General features: G+C 49.2%; 10 protein-coding genes. 3 read left to right on the forward strand and 7 right to left on the reverse strand.

What is annotated here, in order from left to right:
- Window positions 1-18 precede the first annotated feature (18 nt).
- Window positions 19-933, forward strand: coding sequence for a hypothetical protein (locus tag ACYQ2L_RS04205; RefSeq protein WP_460051404.1), 915 nt, complete (start codon window positions 19-21; stop codon window positions 931-933).
- An 18-nt stretch (window positions 934-951) separates the two neighbouring features.
- Here ACYQ2L_RS04205 and ACYQ2L_RS04210 read toward each other — a convergent pair whose 3' ends face one another.
- Together ACYQ2L_RS04210 and ACYQ2L_RS04215 are read right to left on the reverse strand one after the other, a co-directional pair.
- Window positions 952-3,021: a methyl-accepting chemotaxis protein gene (locus ACYQ2L_RS04210; RefSeq protein ID WP_460051406.1), complete on the reverse strand. Its 2,070-nt coding sequence runs from the start codon at window positions 3,019-3,021 to the stop codon at window positions 952-954.
- 72 nt (window positions 3,022-3,093) lie between these two features.
- On the reverse strand, window positions 3,094-3,930 hold the full coding sequence (locus ACYQ2L_RS04215; protein ID WP_460051408.1) for an EamA family transporter: 837 nt from the start codon (window positions 3,928-3,930) through the stop codon (window positions 3,094-3,096).
- Window positions 3,931-4,025: 95 nt separating this feature from the next.
- Between ACYQ2L_RS04215 and ACYQ2L_RS04220 the strand changes: the two genes are divergently transcribed.
- Window positions 4,026-5,324, forward strand: coding sequence for a hypothetical protein (locus ACYQ2L_RS04220; RefSeq protein ID WP_460051411.1), 1,299 nt, complete (start codon window positions 4,026-4,028; stop codon window positions 5,322-5,324).
- On the opposite strand, the gene ACYQ2L_RS04225 is transcribed toward ACYQ2L_RS04220, so the two are convergent.
- On the reverse strand, window positions 5,299-7,458 hold the full coding sequence (locus tag ACYQ2L_RS04225; RefSeq protein WP_460051413.1) for a PAS domain S-box protein: 2,160 nt from the start codon (window positions 7,456-7,458) through the stop codon (window positions 5,299-5,301). The two genes, ACYQ2L_RS04220 and ACYQ2L_RS04225, sit on opposite strands and share 26 nt — an antisense overlap.
- An 87-nt stretch (window positions 7,459-7,545) precedes the next feature.
- On the opposite strand from ACYQ2L_RS04225, the gene ACYQ2L_RS04230 reads away from it, so the two are divergent.
- Window positions 7,546-9,792, forward strand: coding sequence for a 7TM diverse intracellular signaling domain-containing protein (locus ACYQ2L_RS04230; RefSeq protein ID WP_460051416.1), 2,247 nt, complete (start codon window positions 7,546-7,548; stop codon window positions 9,790-9,792).
- A 71-nt stretch (window positions 9,793-9,863) separates the two neighbouring features.
- Here ACYQ2L_RS04230 and ACYQ2L_RS04235 read toward each other — a convergent pair whose 3' ends face one another.
- The 4 genes from ACYQ2L_RS04235 to ACYQ2L_RS04250 all read right to left on the reverse strand — a co-directional run bounded on the left by ACYQ2L_RS04235 (window position 9,864) and on the right by ACYQ2L_RS04250 (window position 15,627).
- Window positions 9,864-10,253 (reverse strand): dienelactone hydrolase family protein, encoded by a 390-nt coding sequence (locus ACYQ2L_RS04235; RefSeq protein ID WP_460051419.1) that lies wholly within the window; start codon window positions 10,251-10,253, stop codon window positions 9,864-9,866.
- 33 nt (window positions 10,254-10,286) lie between these two features.
- On the reverse strand, window positions 10,287-10,484 hold the full coding sequence (locus ACYQ2L_RS04240) for a hypothetical protein (RefSeq protein WP_460051422.1): 198 nt from the start codon (window positions 10,482-10,484) through the stop codon (window positions 10,287-10,289).
- Window positions 10,485-10,570: 86 nt separating this feature from the next.
- On the reverse strand, window positions 10,571-12,778 hold the full coding sequence (locus tag ACYQ2L_RS04245; protein ID WP_460051425.1) for an Ig-like domain-containing protein: 2,208 nt from the start codon (window positions 12,776-12,778) through the stop codon (window positions 10,571-10,573).
- Window positions 12,779-12,840: 62 nt separating this feature from the next.
- Window positions 12,841-15,627 carry a right-handed parallel beta-helix repeat-containing protein gene (locus ACYQ2L_RS04250; protein WP_460051429.1) on the reverse strand — a complete coding sequence of 929 codons (2,787 nt, stop codon included), beginning with the start codon at window positions 15,625-15,627 and terminating at the stop codon, window positions 12,841-12,843.
- Window positions 15,628-15,646: the final 19 nt, after the last annotated feature.

Consider the following 15,646-nt stretch of genomic DNA (forward strand, 5'->3'; position numbering starts at 1 on the left):
ATGGAGTATTCTTTTCTCATGATACGAGTAAAAGCTTCAGCGGTTCTGCTACCGCTGCTGTTCCTGCTGACAGCAGGAACTCTGCATACCCGTGATTATGCCGAGCCTCTGGCACTTATTAATCCACTGGCACTGATTAATTCGCTCCACGGTTTACAGGCTGCAGACGGGAGTACTGAAACCATCTCTGGACTCCAGGCCGGATCCGGATTCTATGGCAGGATCTGGTATGAACATGCCGGCTACAGCTCGGGTGGGGAAGATGCATTCACACTGGGAACGCAAGGTGCATCAAGACTTCTGAGCTGGAATGACAGTTTCGCGCTGCAGGTTCATCTATCCAGCATTCTCGTGGTTGGACCGGTTCATGCAGATGAACAGGCAGCAAGCATCGCCGAATGGTGGATGAATGCTGTCCAGTACCAATATGGTCTGCATGCAGCAGTACGCAGCCCCTTTGCCGACATAATTACCGGATACCGCCGCACCAGTCTGCATCCTTTGCGCAAGGGTTACTCGGAAGTCGCCCGTGACCAGATCTTCATAGGACTGGCCACACTCAAACCTGTACAAAGCATATCCGGACTGGATGCCGCAGTCTTCCTCCGCTATTCGGATCTATGGGACTTCTGGGGAAGCAACCTGGCAAAACCCAGAAATCTTCTGACTCTGGAAATCCTTCTCGATTTTCGGCACAATATCAGCAGGCAAAGCAGCCTGTTCATTGAACTTCAGCCCCGTCTGCACAGAAACAGGACAGAACCCGGCTATGATATTGAACCAGCCGGGCGACTTGGCCTGCGCCTGGGTACGGATCAATCAGGAATCGACCTGTACCTGCATGGCTACCATAGCGTTGACACCGAGCAGCACGCCAGTAAAACCTACCCCACTACTATTCTGGGCTTTGGAGTTTCTGCTGGCAGCAGATGAAGATTTCAGACAGACCCACTACATCTCCTCAAAATCCGAATCATCCTCAATCTGAAACCTCTTGTCCCTGAGTGTAATACCAGTTGATTTTGGCTCTGTCCGGTTTGCAGGTTTCACAGCTCCCGGACTGCGGGTGCTATGCGCTCTGCTGGTTACAGCCGGCCTGGCCGCTCGCGCTGCAGGGCTCTGCTCCAGTGCTTCCTGCTGACCGAGGCGGAAGAAGGCAATAATATCGCGGAGATCCTGTGCCTGGGATGACAACTGCTCTGCGGTAGAAGCAAGGGTATCGGTCTGACTCGATTGTTCCTCACTGGTCGATGCAACTTCCTCGGCTGAAGCAGCAGACTGCTGGACAACCTGATCAAGCTGGGAAACTGCTGTATTCACCTGACTGGCCCCGCTGTTCATTTCACGGCTGGTCGCGCTTATTTCCTGAACCAACTCAGCTGTTCGCTGAATATGGGGAACCATTTCCGACAGCATTCCACCAGCCTGTTCGGCCACCATAACCGAGGAGGTACTGAGCTGACTGATTTCCTTGGCTGCGGCAGCGGAATTCTCGGCCAGCTTCCGAACCTGGGCGGCAACCACTGCAAAACCCTTTCCATGCTCTCCGGCCCGCGCAGCCTCAATGGCTGCATTCAGTGAGAGCATATTGGTCTCACGGGCTATATCCTCGATTATGCTGATTTTTTCGGCGATCTGCTTCATGGCTACGACGGTCTCAGCCACCGCATCTCCGCTCCTGCTCGCGTTTTCTGCGGATTGACGGGCAATCTGTTCGGTTGCTTCAGCATTATCGGCATTCTGCTGAATGCTGGCGGCTATCTCTTCCATGGAAGCCGAAACCTGTTCCACAGATGCCGCCTGCTCACTGGCTCCCTGTGACATTTCCTGCGCGACATTCGACATCTGACTGGCACCATAGGCAACCTGCTGTCCTATCTCACTTAACTCGTTGCTGTTTTCTGCAACCTGCCGGGAAGAATCATTAATCCTCTGCACGGTATCATACAAGCGCGTTCGCATGGTCTGCATACCCCGAGCAAGCGTTCCTATTTCATCTCCGCGTTCGAGCAGATCTGCAGATACACTATGTGCCAGCTCTCCACCTGAGAGCACATCCATAAATGCTGTAGCAGATAGAATTGGACGGGAGATACTCCTGGCAAGCAGCACTGCAAGAATCACACTTATGGCCAGAAACAGCAGCGTCATGAGAATTATCCCCAGACGCATAGCATAGATTTCAGAAAATACGTCGCTCTGATCTGCACCGACAGCAATCGACCAGCTGCTACCAGGAATAGGCGCATATCCGAAGACTCTGGTCTGTCCTTCGAAAAAGTACTCATGGTACCCGCTTCTGCCCTGAACCATGTCCCGCAACATTTCTGCGAGGCCGGCATATTCCTGATTCCGTCTGGATTCTTCAATAAAATTGACCTGCTCCATAACCAGATCACGATTATCATGTGCAATCAGAGTTCCACTGCCGTCGATTGCATAGGAATATCCTCGTTCGCCATAGCCAATACGGCTGGTAGTATCGATCAACCAGCCTGCATCCTGCCTTGCAATCAGCACTGCAGAAATATCACCATTGTTGTTTCGAATTGGTGCGGCAATCATCATAACTGCAGAATTGGTTACCCTCGAAATAATAACATTCGAGAAGTTGGCCTCACCTCTCATTGCCCACTGAAAATACTCACGGTCACCAAGATCTGCTGTTGTTCCATCCGGATATCGCGCTATTCCGTCAGAAAAAATAATACCCATTCCAAGAAATCCACCGCGGTTTGTTTGCCGCTCCAGCTCCAGGCGCTGCCGTTCCCATTCCATACTCCTGATCTCCGGATGCATGGACATTTCACCTGCAACGGCCAGGTAGCGATCAAGAACTCCCCTGATTACATCCGCTCCATATGCGGCCATCTGCGGTGCATTCATACGGATCTGATTCTGTACGGCCTGGTAAGCCTGGACATAGGATGCAATTCCGATGCCTGCAGCCAGCAGCAGCATCAGAAGCACAATCCAGCCGGTGAGCTTTTTCCCGATCGAGAGACTATTCAACAATTTCATTTCTGCACCTTCTTTCACTTACTATTATAATCTATATAGTGGAAACACGCTCTGAAATATTCAGGCGGTGTTTCACAAACTAAGCAGGACTATTCCCAGCAGTGCAGCAGCCAGTCCAAGTACGCGATTCCAGCCAAGCTTTTCATGCAGAATGAAATGCCCGAGCAATACCGTCGGAGCTGGAGCGAAGCCGGAAACAACCGCCACAATCGGAAGTAATGTCAAACGTACAGCAATCAGAAAAAAGATGTTGGCGAGAATATCCATTGAACCGGCAACACTTACGGCGGCAAGACTTTCACGGGCCAGACGGACCTTCCGCCCATTCAATACCGTCATCGCGAAAACCACTGCTACCGAAACAGCACGTGAAGAGACCAGAGGCCAGAATCCCGAAGTATCCGAGGTCTGTGAAATGAGAATCGAGAATCCGCCGAACGCAGTTCCGGCTATGAGTCCATATTTGAGGGAAAGGTGCACAAGCTTCCGGCTGCTGTGATCAATCTTCTCCCAGGACAGCAGAAAAATCGCAATAATACTGATAATAATTCCGGCCCAGGCACTGGCTTCAGGCATCTGTCCCAGCAGAACACCGCCCACAACTGGCAGCGCTGCCCCTACAACTGCAGCCTTTGGTGCAGCAATAGCCACAATGCCATGAGCTATGCCCTTATAGAGATAAGCCAGCCCGACGGCTCCGCTTAATCCCGCTGCGGCTCCCCACAGAAGATCAGCAGCAGAGACCTGTGTACTGCCGAGCAAAGGGGCGGCAATAACTGCAATCACGAGCCCGACCACCTGCGATGTAACCAGTACCGAGCTGACTGAATTTCGTTTGGTAGCCAGACCGCCAGCAAAATCCGCACTGCCATAGAACACAGCTGCCAGTGCAGCCATTAGAATTCCCATAAACCCGAGCCTATATGAAAGGGAGGGAGCTGACAATAACCATTAATTCAGGAATACATGTTGATACCATGACAGGCAGGGCGTACACTGTAGAAATGCGCGTTATTGATTCTGACATGCGGTCTTCCGGGGCATTTGATCAGGCACTTAGAAGCGGTAAAAATGATACCGGGATAATCTCACGGCTTTTTGGTCATGATAACCGACTGCTCACACTTTCACAGGTCCAGGAGATAGTGCACGCTGGTCAGGAAAACTATCTCGGCATGCAGGACCTCCACACCGCAGATGTAATCGGTTCCGAAGACCGCGGTGATGATTTTTCCCGCGGTTTTCTGCCAGTCAGATCCTGGATGAAAATCCGCTGGTCACGAGTTTACCGGCTAATGTACAATGGAGAGCTCAATGAAGCCGTCTCCCTGATCGAGATCGGTGGCAAGTATTTTGTCCGGGATGGCCATCACCGCATCTCTGTCGCAAAAGTGCTCGGCACGGAGTTTATCTCGGCTCAAGTCAAGAGCTGCCCCCTACCGTACAGACTACCCAGCGGACTCGATCGGAACAAACTCAGGCTTCTTGCCGCCAAGGATCGATTCCAGCAAAACACTGGAATCTTCAATCATATAAATGATGATGATTTTTACGTCCGTCAAACAGGAACCTGGGAACTGCTGGAAAAAGAGATCCTGGTGGATAATCATTCCTGGTTCGTACGAAGGTTCGGCAGAGAACCTGAGCGTCCGGAAGAACAGATCAATCTCTGGTATGATAACTGCTACATCAATGTACTCGATTATGTACGACGCAATTCGCTTGGCTACCTTTTTCCGGGAATGGCTGAAACAGATATCGTGGCTCAGCTAATCAAGACCTGGAACAGCTTTGACAAACCCGATGAGATCTGGCTCGGCGAAATGTACAAGATCTTCCTGAAAAAGCAGCGCAGACAGAAACGGATCCGCAGCATTCTTCAGTTCCTCATCAGCCGTATTCGAAGCAGGCTCATGAGTGCCGAGGATGAGTATCGCGTATTCGCTTCTATCAGCAGAATCGAAGAACTGGTACCGGATTTCTGCCCGCTCGAGAAACGAAAAGGTGTATACAGCTACCTCTACCAACAGCTGATTCATGGATATGCCCAGGTCCTGAAGCGTTCATATAAACGCGCTCCCTATATACACGAACTCACTACTGACTGGCACGACAATTACTACCGTCCAATCAGAATAGCTGCCAAAAAGATCCACCCTGATTCCTGTTCAGCACAGGCAGAATACTATATGGATTTCAGTGACAGATATTTCCGGGCAGTATGCGGAGACAGCAACCGTGAGCCGGAAATCAGCATTGAAGAGGCTCTGCGCGAATTTAATACTTCCCGGGAACAAAAGTAATCAGAAACCTGGTACCCCTGTCCCTCACAATTTCCAGTTCACCGCATAATTGCTGGACTTCAAGCTGGACAAGCAGCAGACCAAACCCGGATGAATTTCCTGGAGATATATGCTTCGGAAGTCCTTTTCCGTTGTCGCTGTAGCTGCATGTAACTGTTTCACCGGAACGCCGCATTTCAACATGTATCTCACCTGCTTCCATGCCATCAAAGGCATACTTCATGGAATTGGTAATCAGCTCGCTCAGTATTATTCCGATTGGTGAGAGCTCACGGGTACTGAGCATAAAGTCATCACATTCAACCTGTACCCGCACCTCAGGAATGATATAGAACAACTCAATGATTTCATTGATTAATGGTTCCAGAAATTCCTCTACCGGCAGCTCCCGGTAGCTTTCGCTGCGGTACAGCTTGTCATAGAGACTGATCATGCTCTGTATGCGTCGGGCTGCATCCTCGAGTATTGAGCGACACTTATCATCATCCTGATCTGCAGCCTGCAGCGACAGAAGATTGTAGACCGTGTTCATGTTGTTCTTGACTCGATGGTGTGTTTCCCGTAGCAGGGTTTCTTTTTCCTGCAGTAACCGCTGCACCTGAGCATCTGCCTGCTTCTGCTCGGTGATGTCGCGGAACTCGACAACCCGCACAGGCTTTCCTTTGTACGGAATATTTCTGGCTTCCAGACGCAGAGGATATTCCTCACCGTTTTTGCGGATTCCGGTCGCCTCGTAGGGTTTTTCATGACCCTCTGCAATACGGCTCAGTACATAATCCCGTTCTTCCTCTGCAATCAGCAGCAGGCCGTTCATGCCGATCAATTCCTCAATTGAATACCCGGTCATTTCCGAGAGCCCGAGATTGCACTCAAGAATTATACCCTTGTCATGAATTCCAATACCACCGAAAGAGGCATTGTGAAGGGCCTTGAAACGCTCCTCACTGTCTCTCAGTGCGATCTGCATTCTATGAGTCTCATTCATATCGACCATGACCGCATATACCTGAAACGGTGCATCCTCACCGGGACAGAACTGAGGTGTAGCAGTAATCGAGAACCATGAATATTCGCTGCTGTCCGCACGGCGCACTGCTCTCAGTACAGGACCTACCGTCCTGCCGCTGGCCAGGGCCTGCATAGCAGGGTGGTCATTGCCCGGAACAGGGCTACCATCTTCACAGATCATCTGCCAACCCGGATCCATGGAGGTTTTTCCCTGCATCTGATCCAGGGTCAGACCCAGCATCCGTTCTGCTGCCGGATTTGCAGAAATAATCCGGCCGTCGGCGGCCTGATACACGACACCTTCCGAGAGGGTCTCGAAAAGTTCCCGGTAGCGCTCTTCGCTTTTTTCCAGAAGCAGTTCAGCATTCCTGCGTTCGGTTATAACCTCTGTATAGATGATTATTCCGCCTATACTTCCATTATCCTCGTACCAGGGCCGGCACTCCCAACGGGTCCAGTCGATCTTTCCATCAGCACGTTCGAAGGGATCATTCTCAGCGCTGGAAACGATCCCCTGCAGGGCCTTCCTGTGTACCTCACGCCACTTTTCGGGGATTTCAGGAAAGACTTCATAATGGTGCTTGCCGATAACATCGGTTTCAGTAACCCGGAAATCCTCAAGGTATTGCTGACTGACATATATATACCTCAAATCACGGTCATGCACTGCTACCGCGCCACGCATATGCTCTACCACATAGCGCATGAGATTACGGGAGTTTCTTATCTCCTGAAGAGCTTCACGTTCCTTCAACCGGGATTCAAACAGCCGAAAAGCCATCCGGATGGCAGCCACGAGCACTGTCTCACCGCTGCCCTTGACCACATAGCCATAGGGACTGACAGATTCAGTCAGATCGACAACATCCTGCTGTGTGTGGGATGAAACAAACACCAGGGGTATCTCACGTTCAGAAAGTATTTCCCGGGCCGCCTCGACTCCATCCATCCCTCCACCCAGGTCTATATCCATGAGAATCAGATCGATTTCTGGATTTTCCGACACTGCATCGACAGCAGCTGCCCCTGAACCTGCGGTCAGGACTGTATATCCCCTGCGCCCGAGAATCCGTTGTTGACTCATGGCGATAATTTTTTCGTCCTCAACCAGCAGGATTGTCTTCATACTTCAAGTATATGACTTGTGAAGCTCTCTGCAAATATTTTTCTTTCAGGCTTTACATCGGCTAGTAAAAACACAACAATTACTTGCATGAAGCCTGTACATATTATTCTCAGCCTCTTCCTTGTCTGCCTGCCTATGCAGGTCTTCTCTCAACTTGTCAGCGGAGGTGCTGCCGACCTGAGACAGGAGTCACGCTCGGAAGATTTCCGGATAAATCTCGATGGTGAGTGGAGCTTCGGCTGGATGCAGTTCACCGACAGCAGCAGCCAGCTTGCTGACAGCATCAGGGTTCCGGGCCGCTGGGAGGATCAGCAGCTTGCGAATGAACCCATCCCCTTTCACGGTTACGGCACATACGGCCTGAAAATCAGCCTGGATCCGGACGTACAGAACCTGGGCTTACGCATTGGACGACCAAACAATGCCTTCAGAGCATACGCCAACGGAAGACTGATTGCCGAGCGCGGATTAGCCGGAGACTCAGCCTCTACCACCGTTCCTTTATACGATCATGTGCTCGCACCACTACCGGAGCATAATGGAACAATGGATATTGTCATTCAGGTCAGCAATTTTCACCAGCGAACCGGAGGTCTACATAATACGATTGTAATCGGTGATTATCAGCTTCTGGCCGCTGAATGGAACCGTCAACGTCTGCTTGAGGCAATGTTCATGGGTATTGCCCTGACCATGGCCTTCTATCATCTGCTCCTTTTTTTCTACCAGCCAAAAGAAAAAAACCTCCTGTTCTTCTTTCTCTTCACCTTTCTCGGTGCACTGCGGATTCTGACAACCGAACATATGTTCATTCAGGAGCTTTTCCCCTTTCTCTCATGGCTGACTGTCTACAAGCTGGAATACTTCTCGTTTATATTCCTGGTAATTCCCATGATGTACTTCCTCAAGGACATCTACCCGAAAGAAGTCAATCGCTGGGTTCCACGAATTTTTCTGTCAGCAGCCAGCCTCTATGGACTGCTCGTGTTGTTCAGCTCGGGAAATGTCTTCCCGATTCTGGCTCGGTCCTTTCAGCTTGTAATGGCCGTGCAGGTCTTCTACGTTACCTACATCGCAGTGCTCACCTATGTACGCAAGCGTGAAGGCAGCCTCTTCATGCTGGCGGCTGTAGGTGCACTGCTCATAACCTTTGTAAATGACATGCTGAATAATCTGGTAATTATACAGACCGGATCGATTATCAGCTCAGGGCTCCTGCTGTTTTTTATGTGTCAGACCATGTTTCTTGCCCGACGGTTCACCCGGGAAAAGAAGGAAAGTGAGCGTCTCGGCCAGAATCTGCAGATCTCCAGCGACCGCCTGAACTCCGTCTTTTCCGAAATACAGAATGCCGGTACCGTTGTCAGCGATTCGAGTACAATTCTCGAGCAGAAACTCCTTCATGCAGAAAGCGCCATTGACAGCCTGGAAAGCTACCTGAGAGATCTGGAACAGGCAATGGAAATGCAGAGCAACAGCCTCAATGAAGCAAAGGATGTCAGCACCCACGTCGGCACATTCTTCAGCTCTTTCATAGAGACCCTGAAGCAGCAGGAAGTCAGCGTCACAGACTCAAGCTCATGTGTCACCAGAATGGTGGATGCCCTGGACAGTCTGCATGAGCATTTTGCCGGTCTGGACAATTCATTCGAAAAAATTTCGGCCACCAGCACCGACGGCGTCAGCCATATAGAAGAGCTGAGCAGCAGGGTACGAGAAATCAATACCAGATCGGAACGGCTCAGGGAAACCAACGAGCTTATTGCCAGCATATCCAGTCAGACCAATCTGCTTTCCATGAATGCGGCAATCGAAGCCGCCCATGCCGGCGATGCCGGCCGCGGTTTCGCAGTCGTCGCCTCGGAAATACGGAAACTTGCAGAAGAGACAGCTGAACAGTCCAAGTACACTGGATCGGAGCTTGAAACAATCCTCGAGTCCATTCAGGGCGCAGTCCAGAGCTCTGAAACAGCATTCAGCTACTTCACAGAAATAGGCGGGCTGGTTCAGCATTTCTCGAATGAACTGCAGAGTGTCAGATCGATTATAAGCGCCCAGCTATCCGAAAGCTCCCTGATCAGGACCAGGCTCGAATCAATGGCAGAAAGCACCGTCGAGGTCCAGAATAAAAGCGGCGGGCTGCGGGCCGAAACCGAAGAGAACATGGCCTCCATGCAGGAACTCGCCAAGGTCAGCGGATCCGTTCATGACAGTCTCGAATCTATGATAGAACGCACCCGTCAGCTGAAAACCGTACTCGATTCCCTGAAGAATGCCCAGGACCACAACAAATCTGCACTGAATCGTCTGGTTGAATTGGTGGAGCAGGGGTAGGATTAGGGTATGTGTGCTATATACAGATCGTCCTGGGCAATAATGGAGACCCAGGACTCACCCAGATGAAATTATTTTGAAGCCAGAGCCTGCTGCGAATCGGCATTAAAACCCCTACAGCTGCGGTGTCCCCATCCCAAGGCATCGAATGAAAGCACAACAAAGCCCTGTTCAGCCAAAAGCTCCCCGACAAACCGCCCACTGAAATATTTCTCCGCCCATTCCCCGGATGCTGCCATGCCAGGCTGCCCTGCAATTGGTCGCAGATATTTCTCCTTACCGATATCAAATCGACCGCCATGGTCATGCAGTAGCAGTACAGCCGGTTTCCTGCCCCCACTCTTCGGTTCCAGTACATACACCGGTATCCTGACATGTGGCCGTATATTCCGTGCCAGCACTCGGCACACATAGTTTCCCCTATCCTCCTGCTGAACCTCGCAGTCATTAAACTCCGGCATAAGCTGATCCCACAAAATCAATTCCCTGGCTTTCTAGAAGGTACGTTTATGCCAGTGCTCGTATGAGACAAGGGAATCTATATCTGGATCAGTGTATATTGATGCTCGCTGCAGACAGTTATTACGTGAGTATCGGAGAAGCATCTCGAACCTGAGCTTTTCAAATTCAAGAGGAAGGGACTCGTGTGCATCGCTTATTCCCTGAGAAAGGAATGGCTCGTGGCTATTCATTGTACTTCCTGTAAGGTAGTTAAATAGAAAGGGCAGCCGCTGCTGCGACTGCCCAAAAACCTCAACCAAACATTAATAATTCAAATTTAGTTTGTAGTCACGGTAATGTCATGAACACGCAATCCTCCACCGCCGCCTTCAAGCACCAGTGTTTTCTCATCAGTGCCTTCGTACAGGTAAGATACGATAACATGACCCTTGTTCACATCAACATCTGCCAGAACACGAAGTAGCTCTTCATTCTCGTTGTCTGGGTCCATAACCATGAATCTTCTGACACCACTACCAGAGTTTCTTCCATAGAGCTGAACAGTGAACGGTCCTTGCGCAGTCACCTCTACAAAGGGACCTGAACCACCTGTATCAAGGTAGTCAGCAGTGAAAAAGGATGTTCCTTCGTAATCAGTACCACTTACACTAGCTCCACCAGTACGAACACGAACTTCACCTACCAAGGTAAGGCCGTTTTCAAAATCTGCTGGTGTCACCACATTATTATCATTATGGTGAACATATCCATCAGGCAGATCAGAGAAATTCCAGTGAATCTGATTTCCTCCAGCAAGAACCTCAATGTCCCATGTGCCAGTTACTCCACTACCATCTGTAGCAGCAGCAGTAATTGTAGCTGTTCCAGCAGCAACACCAGTGACTGCACCATTAGCATCAACAGTAGCTACAGCTTCGTTATCTGATGTCCAGTCTAATACCTGGTTGGTTGCGAAACTAGGTACTACATCAGCTTCAAGGTAAGCAAAAATATCATTACCTACCATTACCTTTGCAGGACCTTCTATAGTAATAGAACTTACGGCCTGCGCACCTTCATAAATGAACATGTTATAAGTAGCGATCAGTGATCCATCAACCGTTATAGCACGGATGGTAACAGTACCAGCAGTATCTACACTCACTTTTGCGAGATGCTGGTTTGCAGGCTGCTCAAATTCCTCGGGAACTTCAGTAGTTCCTTCAGGGAGGAGTCCAACTGCGATAAGTGCATCCAGGTAATCTGCGTCTTCTGAATTAACAGCAGCTACAGTTGCTACAGAAGGCTGTGTTGAATCCCAGGTTACTGTTGGAATATCAGATACATCCGGGAGAACGGTTGCCAGCAGATAGATATTATCAGCCTGGGCATTGGCAAGAGAGTTCTGGTACTGATTGGTATCGTCAGCATTTACCAGTTTTCCTTCAAGCAGAATCTGCTCGACAGGTACCGGACTGCCATCAACATCTTCAGTTTCGAGTAGAACGGCTCCATCTACAGTAATCTTGATATTGGAAATTTCCATTGAAGCACCACCAGCAGCAAAACCGAGGTAAACCGGCTCTCCATTCCGTAATGCGACATCCATTCCAGCATCATGATCAGCACTGGTTGTATGGTCATGTGGTACCGTTGATGATTCAATCAGTTCACCATCCTGACTGCCAAACACTGAGAAAACATAGCCATCAGCATCACGAGATACTTCATAGATGTATTCACTGATGGACGGATCAATTGTAGGTGCACCAACACCGTTTCCACCTGGATCTTTTGTCCAGAAGGAACGTACGATTGTTCCACTGCCACGATTAAACATTACTGCTACTGGTGTATCGCTGTCACCAAGGTCACCACCAGCAGGTACACCAAATGCACCCATTATAACACCACGTGCAGTATTTGGAGCAACTACATCATACATACGCACTCGAGCACGGATAGTGAAATCCCCGCTGACTGCATCGTCTAAATGCATAATGGTAAAACCAGTCATTCCAGAACCACGGATACCAGACTGTTCAACACCATGTGTGTTAACAAGATTCAGTTTTCCACCAATTAACTCAGGTACAGTCGTTGCAGTCCCAGGGAGCGGCGCTGTCTCTCCACCATCACGAGCCTGGTTAAAAATTGCCCAACCAGATAGGGCGATGGCTTCTTCAATGACATTCACGGTAATTGAAGCAGTTACAGTGCCATCAGCGTTTGCTGCAACAATGGTTGCACTACCAAGGGCTACTGCTGTTGCTACACCACTGTTGCTTACGGTCGCAACATTTGTATCACCGGATTCCCAGACAACATCCTCAGTTGCATCATTCGGGGACACAGTCAACAGGGCTGCAAGATTAACTGTATCGTCAACTTCAACGTTTACTGAAGACTGAGAAAAACTCAGGCTATCTATTGCTACAGTTACATCCTGATCACTCGAGGGATCACTGGTAACAGGATTCCTACAAGATGCGAACAGCATAACTGCTGCAAGACCGACCACTAAAAAAAGCTTAATACTTTTCATGATCATTTCTCCTTTTTTGGCGGGCTCTCACCCGCTTTATGTAAACCAGCAACGCTGGCTTCTTAATCAAACCAGGCACCAATACCAGCAGTCTGTTCAGCTGGCAATAATGCATTCCTGACACTGTCTTCCAGCACCAGAAAATCACCCAGGTCAAATTTCCATCCGCCATCCACATCCTCTACAAAAGCAATAAAACCTTCACTCGTAAGAACTTCCGAATCAGCAATCTTCTGTGTTCGCTCCATGTCAGAGTAAAGAGGAGGTAGTACACTCTTAACTGCATCAGTTGTTAATACCGAACCATTTCGATTAACTGTTGCACTGCCATTCCAGAGATAACCATTGGATACAGCACTGAGAGTAAATCCATCTGATCCACGATTTTGAGCATTATCGGGTGTATATAGAGAGAGAGCACCGGTAACCTGAGCAGTTATGGTGTCAGAACCGTAAATCGTAAGGTTACGACTATCCGATCCGGAGATGCGATTATAAAAACCACCGTTATCAAATGAGGTAATATTCTCGAGAATAATACCCGGGTTAGAGTTGCTGGTAAAACCATGAGCGCCATTCTGAAAAGCAACAGAGTTCCTGGTAATATGTGGTATACGAATACCTTCACCACCAAGTTTAAACCCGTTTCGTCCAGCCCTGGCTGTACTTCCATCCAGCATTATTCCATTGCGATACGCAATGCTGTTTTCTATTACGATGATTCCGATGTTTCCAGTCTCACCCTTGGCATATAGGTCCCAGCCGTCGTCGGCATTATTATGGGCAATACACCATTCAAACCTGTTAAACCTGGTAGGATCATTAATTATTCCACCAGTTGGGGTTACCGGGCCAACTGTCAGCTTTGCTCCAAATCCGTCAGCGTCGGTTTGGGCAGCATCCATATTGTTGAAGGATTCTGCATAGCGAATAGTATTACCTTCAGGCCACATTGCTCTCGGGAGGGTACTCAGGCCACTGATTTGCAGTCCAGTATCACCATTGTTGTAGGTCCGCACCCACTCAACCAGGTTATAGCTACCCATAACCTGAAAGCCCTTGATCTTATCCGGCGCATTTTTCACATCAATACCAATAAAGTCCCAATAGTTACCAGCAATGACTGCTGCAGAATTAATTGAATCAACCGAAGGATCAAAATCAGAGAAATCAAGAATTACCTTGCCGTTGTTTTCAGCCACAATCCGTTTTCTGGCTGCAGGAACCCCATTGTTGTAACGTGGAATTCTGAATGCCCGCAGTTTATAGACACCATCAAGCATGGTGATCGTCTGTCCTGGCAGGACATATGCAATTGCTGTATCAATATCCAGAGGGTTTGCTCTGGTACCCAGTCCGTTGCCACGTCCATTAGGTGAAACATAGAGTGGAGTATTAACATCCCCAAACCATGACCGATCAACAGAAAAGGTTTTCTTGATAGGTTCGGTATTTCCAATCAGCAGATCATCACGACCCGGATATGTTTCTGCAGGATAGAAGATTACCTGAAATATGTTCTCACCTTCTCTCAATGCATTCTGCCAGCTTCCTGAGGAATCTCTGAAAACAGTCTGAACACTGAAATGCGCAGGTCTTCTTACATTCGGACCATCATTAATCAGCCAGTCACTTTCGATCAGTTCGGAATCTTCAGAACCACGAACTTCTCGTCCGTTCAATCTGACACTGAGATACCCAGGAACATTTGCAGTCGCTCGTAACCTGTATCCTGTACCTGTGGTAGAGGCAAAAGTCGATGGAGAATCAATTGAAAAATCTGGATGGATTATTTCCGCATCGGGAAACTCACGCAAAGCATCCTGCTCTGTATCTGATTCAGAGTAATTTACATCGGAAACCTTGATATGCGCTGCGCGGGCAGCAAAGAAACCTACATAAAATGAATCCTTGTTTATATTCGTGAGTAAGTCGGGTTCCCAGATGAAATCTTCCCAGGCTTCCCCTTTTTCTGCAGGAGGAACTACGGACACACGGAATCCACTATTTGTCTTCTCGAGAGTATAGCGATACTTGCCACCGATGAGCGGAAAGTCCGGGCGATCCTCCATATTTTCCCATTCTGAATAATCATCCAGTTCAGCAGGAAAATAGGTAAACTCGGCATTGCTGGAATTCGCTTGCTCAGCGAAATCCGTCACAACCTCAGGCTGTCCAGTTACGCCGGTCCTCCAGCCGTATCGGACACCACGCTTCACTCCACCAGAAAACACCATATTACTGCGACCAGGAGGGTCAAGTGCCGCAAGATAGTAACTGCCGTCACCAGCTGCTACTTCACCTTCCTGGTACTCACGCACCTGGAAGAGCTTATCCATATCGAACTCATCATCTGTTGAGACACCACCACGGGTCTGATAAAAGGGCACCCAGTCTCGAGCCATGAGGCCGAAACCTTCCTGACCGTTAGAAGTAATGAAATTCGGGTCCCCATCGCGCCAACCACCAAAACTGATCACCTCAACAGTAGCGCTAAGACGAAAGTTTCTGTCTGCAGGCACTTCACGAAAAAAGAAGCTTATGCCATCCGATGAGTCCTTGATCTTACCAGCACTGTTTGTCTCATTCCGTGCAAACAGCTCCACCGTACCAGCTTCATAATCTGGTTTCACCCAGTTCTGGCTGGCATTTCCTGAACTTTCCCCGAAGGCTGCGCGGACAGCGGTCTCGAAGAAATCCAGAGTAACGCTGGAATCGGGATTGAATTCTGTATATCCACCACCGAATATATTCTCACAACCTGTCAGGACTACTGTTCCCGCAAGGAGAACAGCAGCCATGTAAAGGATTGTTCGAAATCGGAACAATGTATTCCGAATACCATTCATAAAAATCTCCTTCAAAGTC

It is taken from the genome of Spirochaeta dissipatitropha (genome assembly GCF_054657935.1).

Coding starts and splice junctions, on each gene's coding strand:
- ACYQ2L_RS04205 (WP_460051404.1), top strand. CDS start 19: ATGATACGAGTAAAAGCTTCAGCGGTTCTGCTACCGCTGCTGTTCCTG.
- ACYQ2L_RS04210 (WP_460051406.1), bottom strand. CDS start 3,021: ATGAAATTGTTGAATAGTCTCTCGATCGGGAAAAAGCTCACCGGCTGG.
- ACYQ2L_RS04215 (WP_460051408.1), bottom strand. CDS start 3,930: ATGGGAATTCTAATGGCTGCACTGGCAGCTGTGTTCTATGGCAGTGCG.
- ACYQ2L_RS04220 (WP_460051411.1), top strand. CDS start 4,026: ATGCGCGTTATTGATTCTGACATGCGGTCTTCCGGGGCATTTGATCAG.
- ACYQ2L_RS04225 (WP_460051413.1), bottom strand. CDS start 7,458: ATGAAGACAATCCTGCTGGTTGAGGACGAAAAAATTATCGCCATGAGT.
- ACYQ2L_RS04230 (WP_460051416.1), top strand. CDS start 7,546: ATGAAGCCTGTACATATTATTCTCAGCCTCTTCCTTGTCTGCCTGCCT.
- ACYQ2L_RS04235 (WP_460051419.1), bottom strand. CDS start 10,253: ATGCCGGAGTTTAATGACTGCGAGGTTCAGCAGGAGGATAGGGGAAAC.
- ACYQ2L_RS04240 (WP_460051422.1), bottom strand. CDS start 10,484: ATGAATAGCCACGAGCCATTCCTTTCTCAGGGAATAAGCGATGCACAC.
- ACYQ2L_RS04245 (WP_460051425.1), bottom strand. CDS start 12,778: ATGAAAAGTATTAAGCTTTTTTTAGTGGTCGGTCTTGCAGCAGTTATG.
- ACYQ2L_RS04250 (WP_460051429.1), bottom strand. CDS start 15,627: ATGAATGGTATTCGGAATACATTGTTCCGATTTCGAACAATCCTTTAC.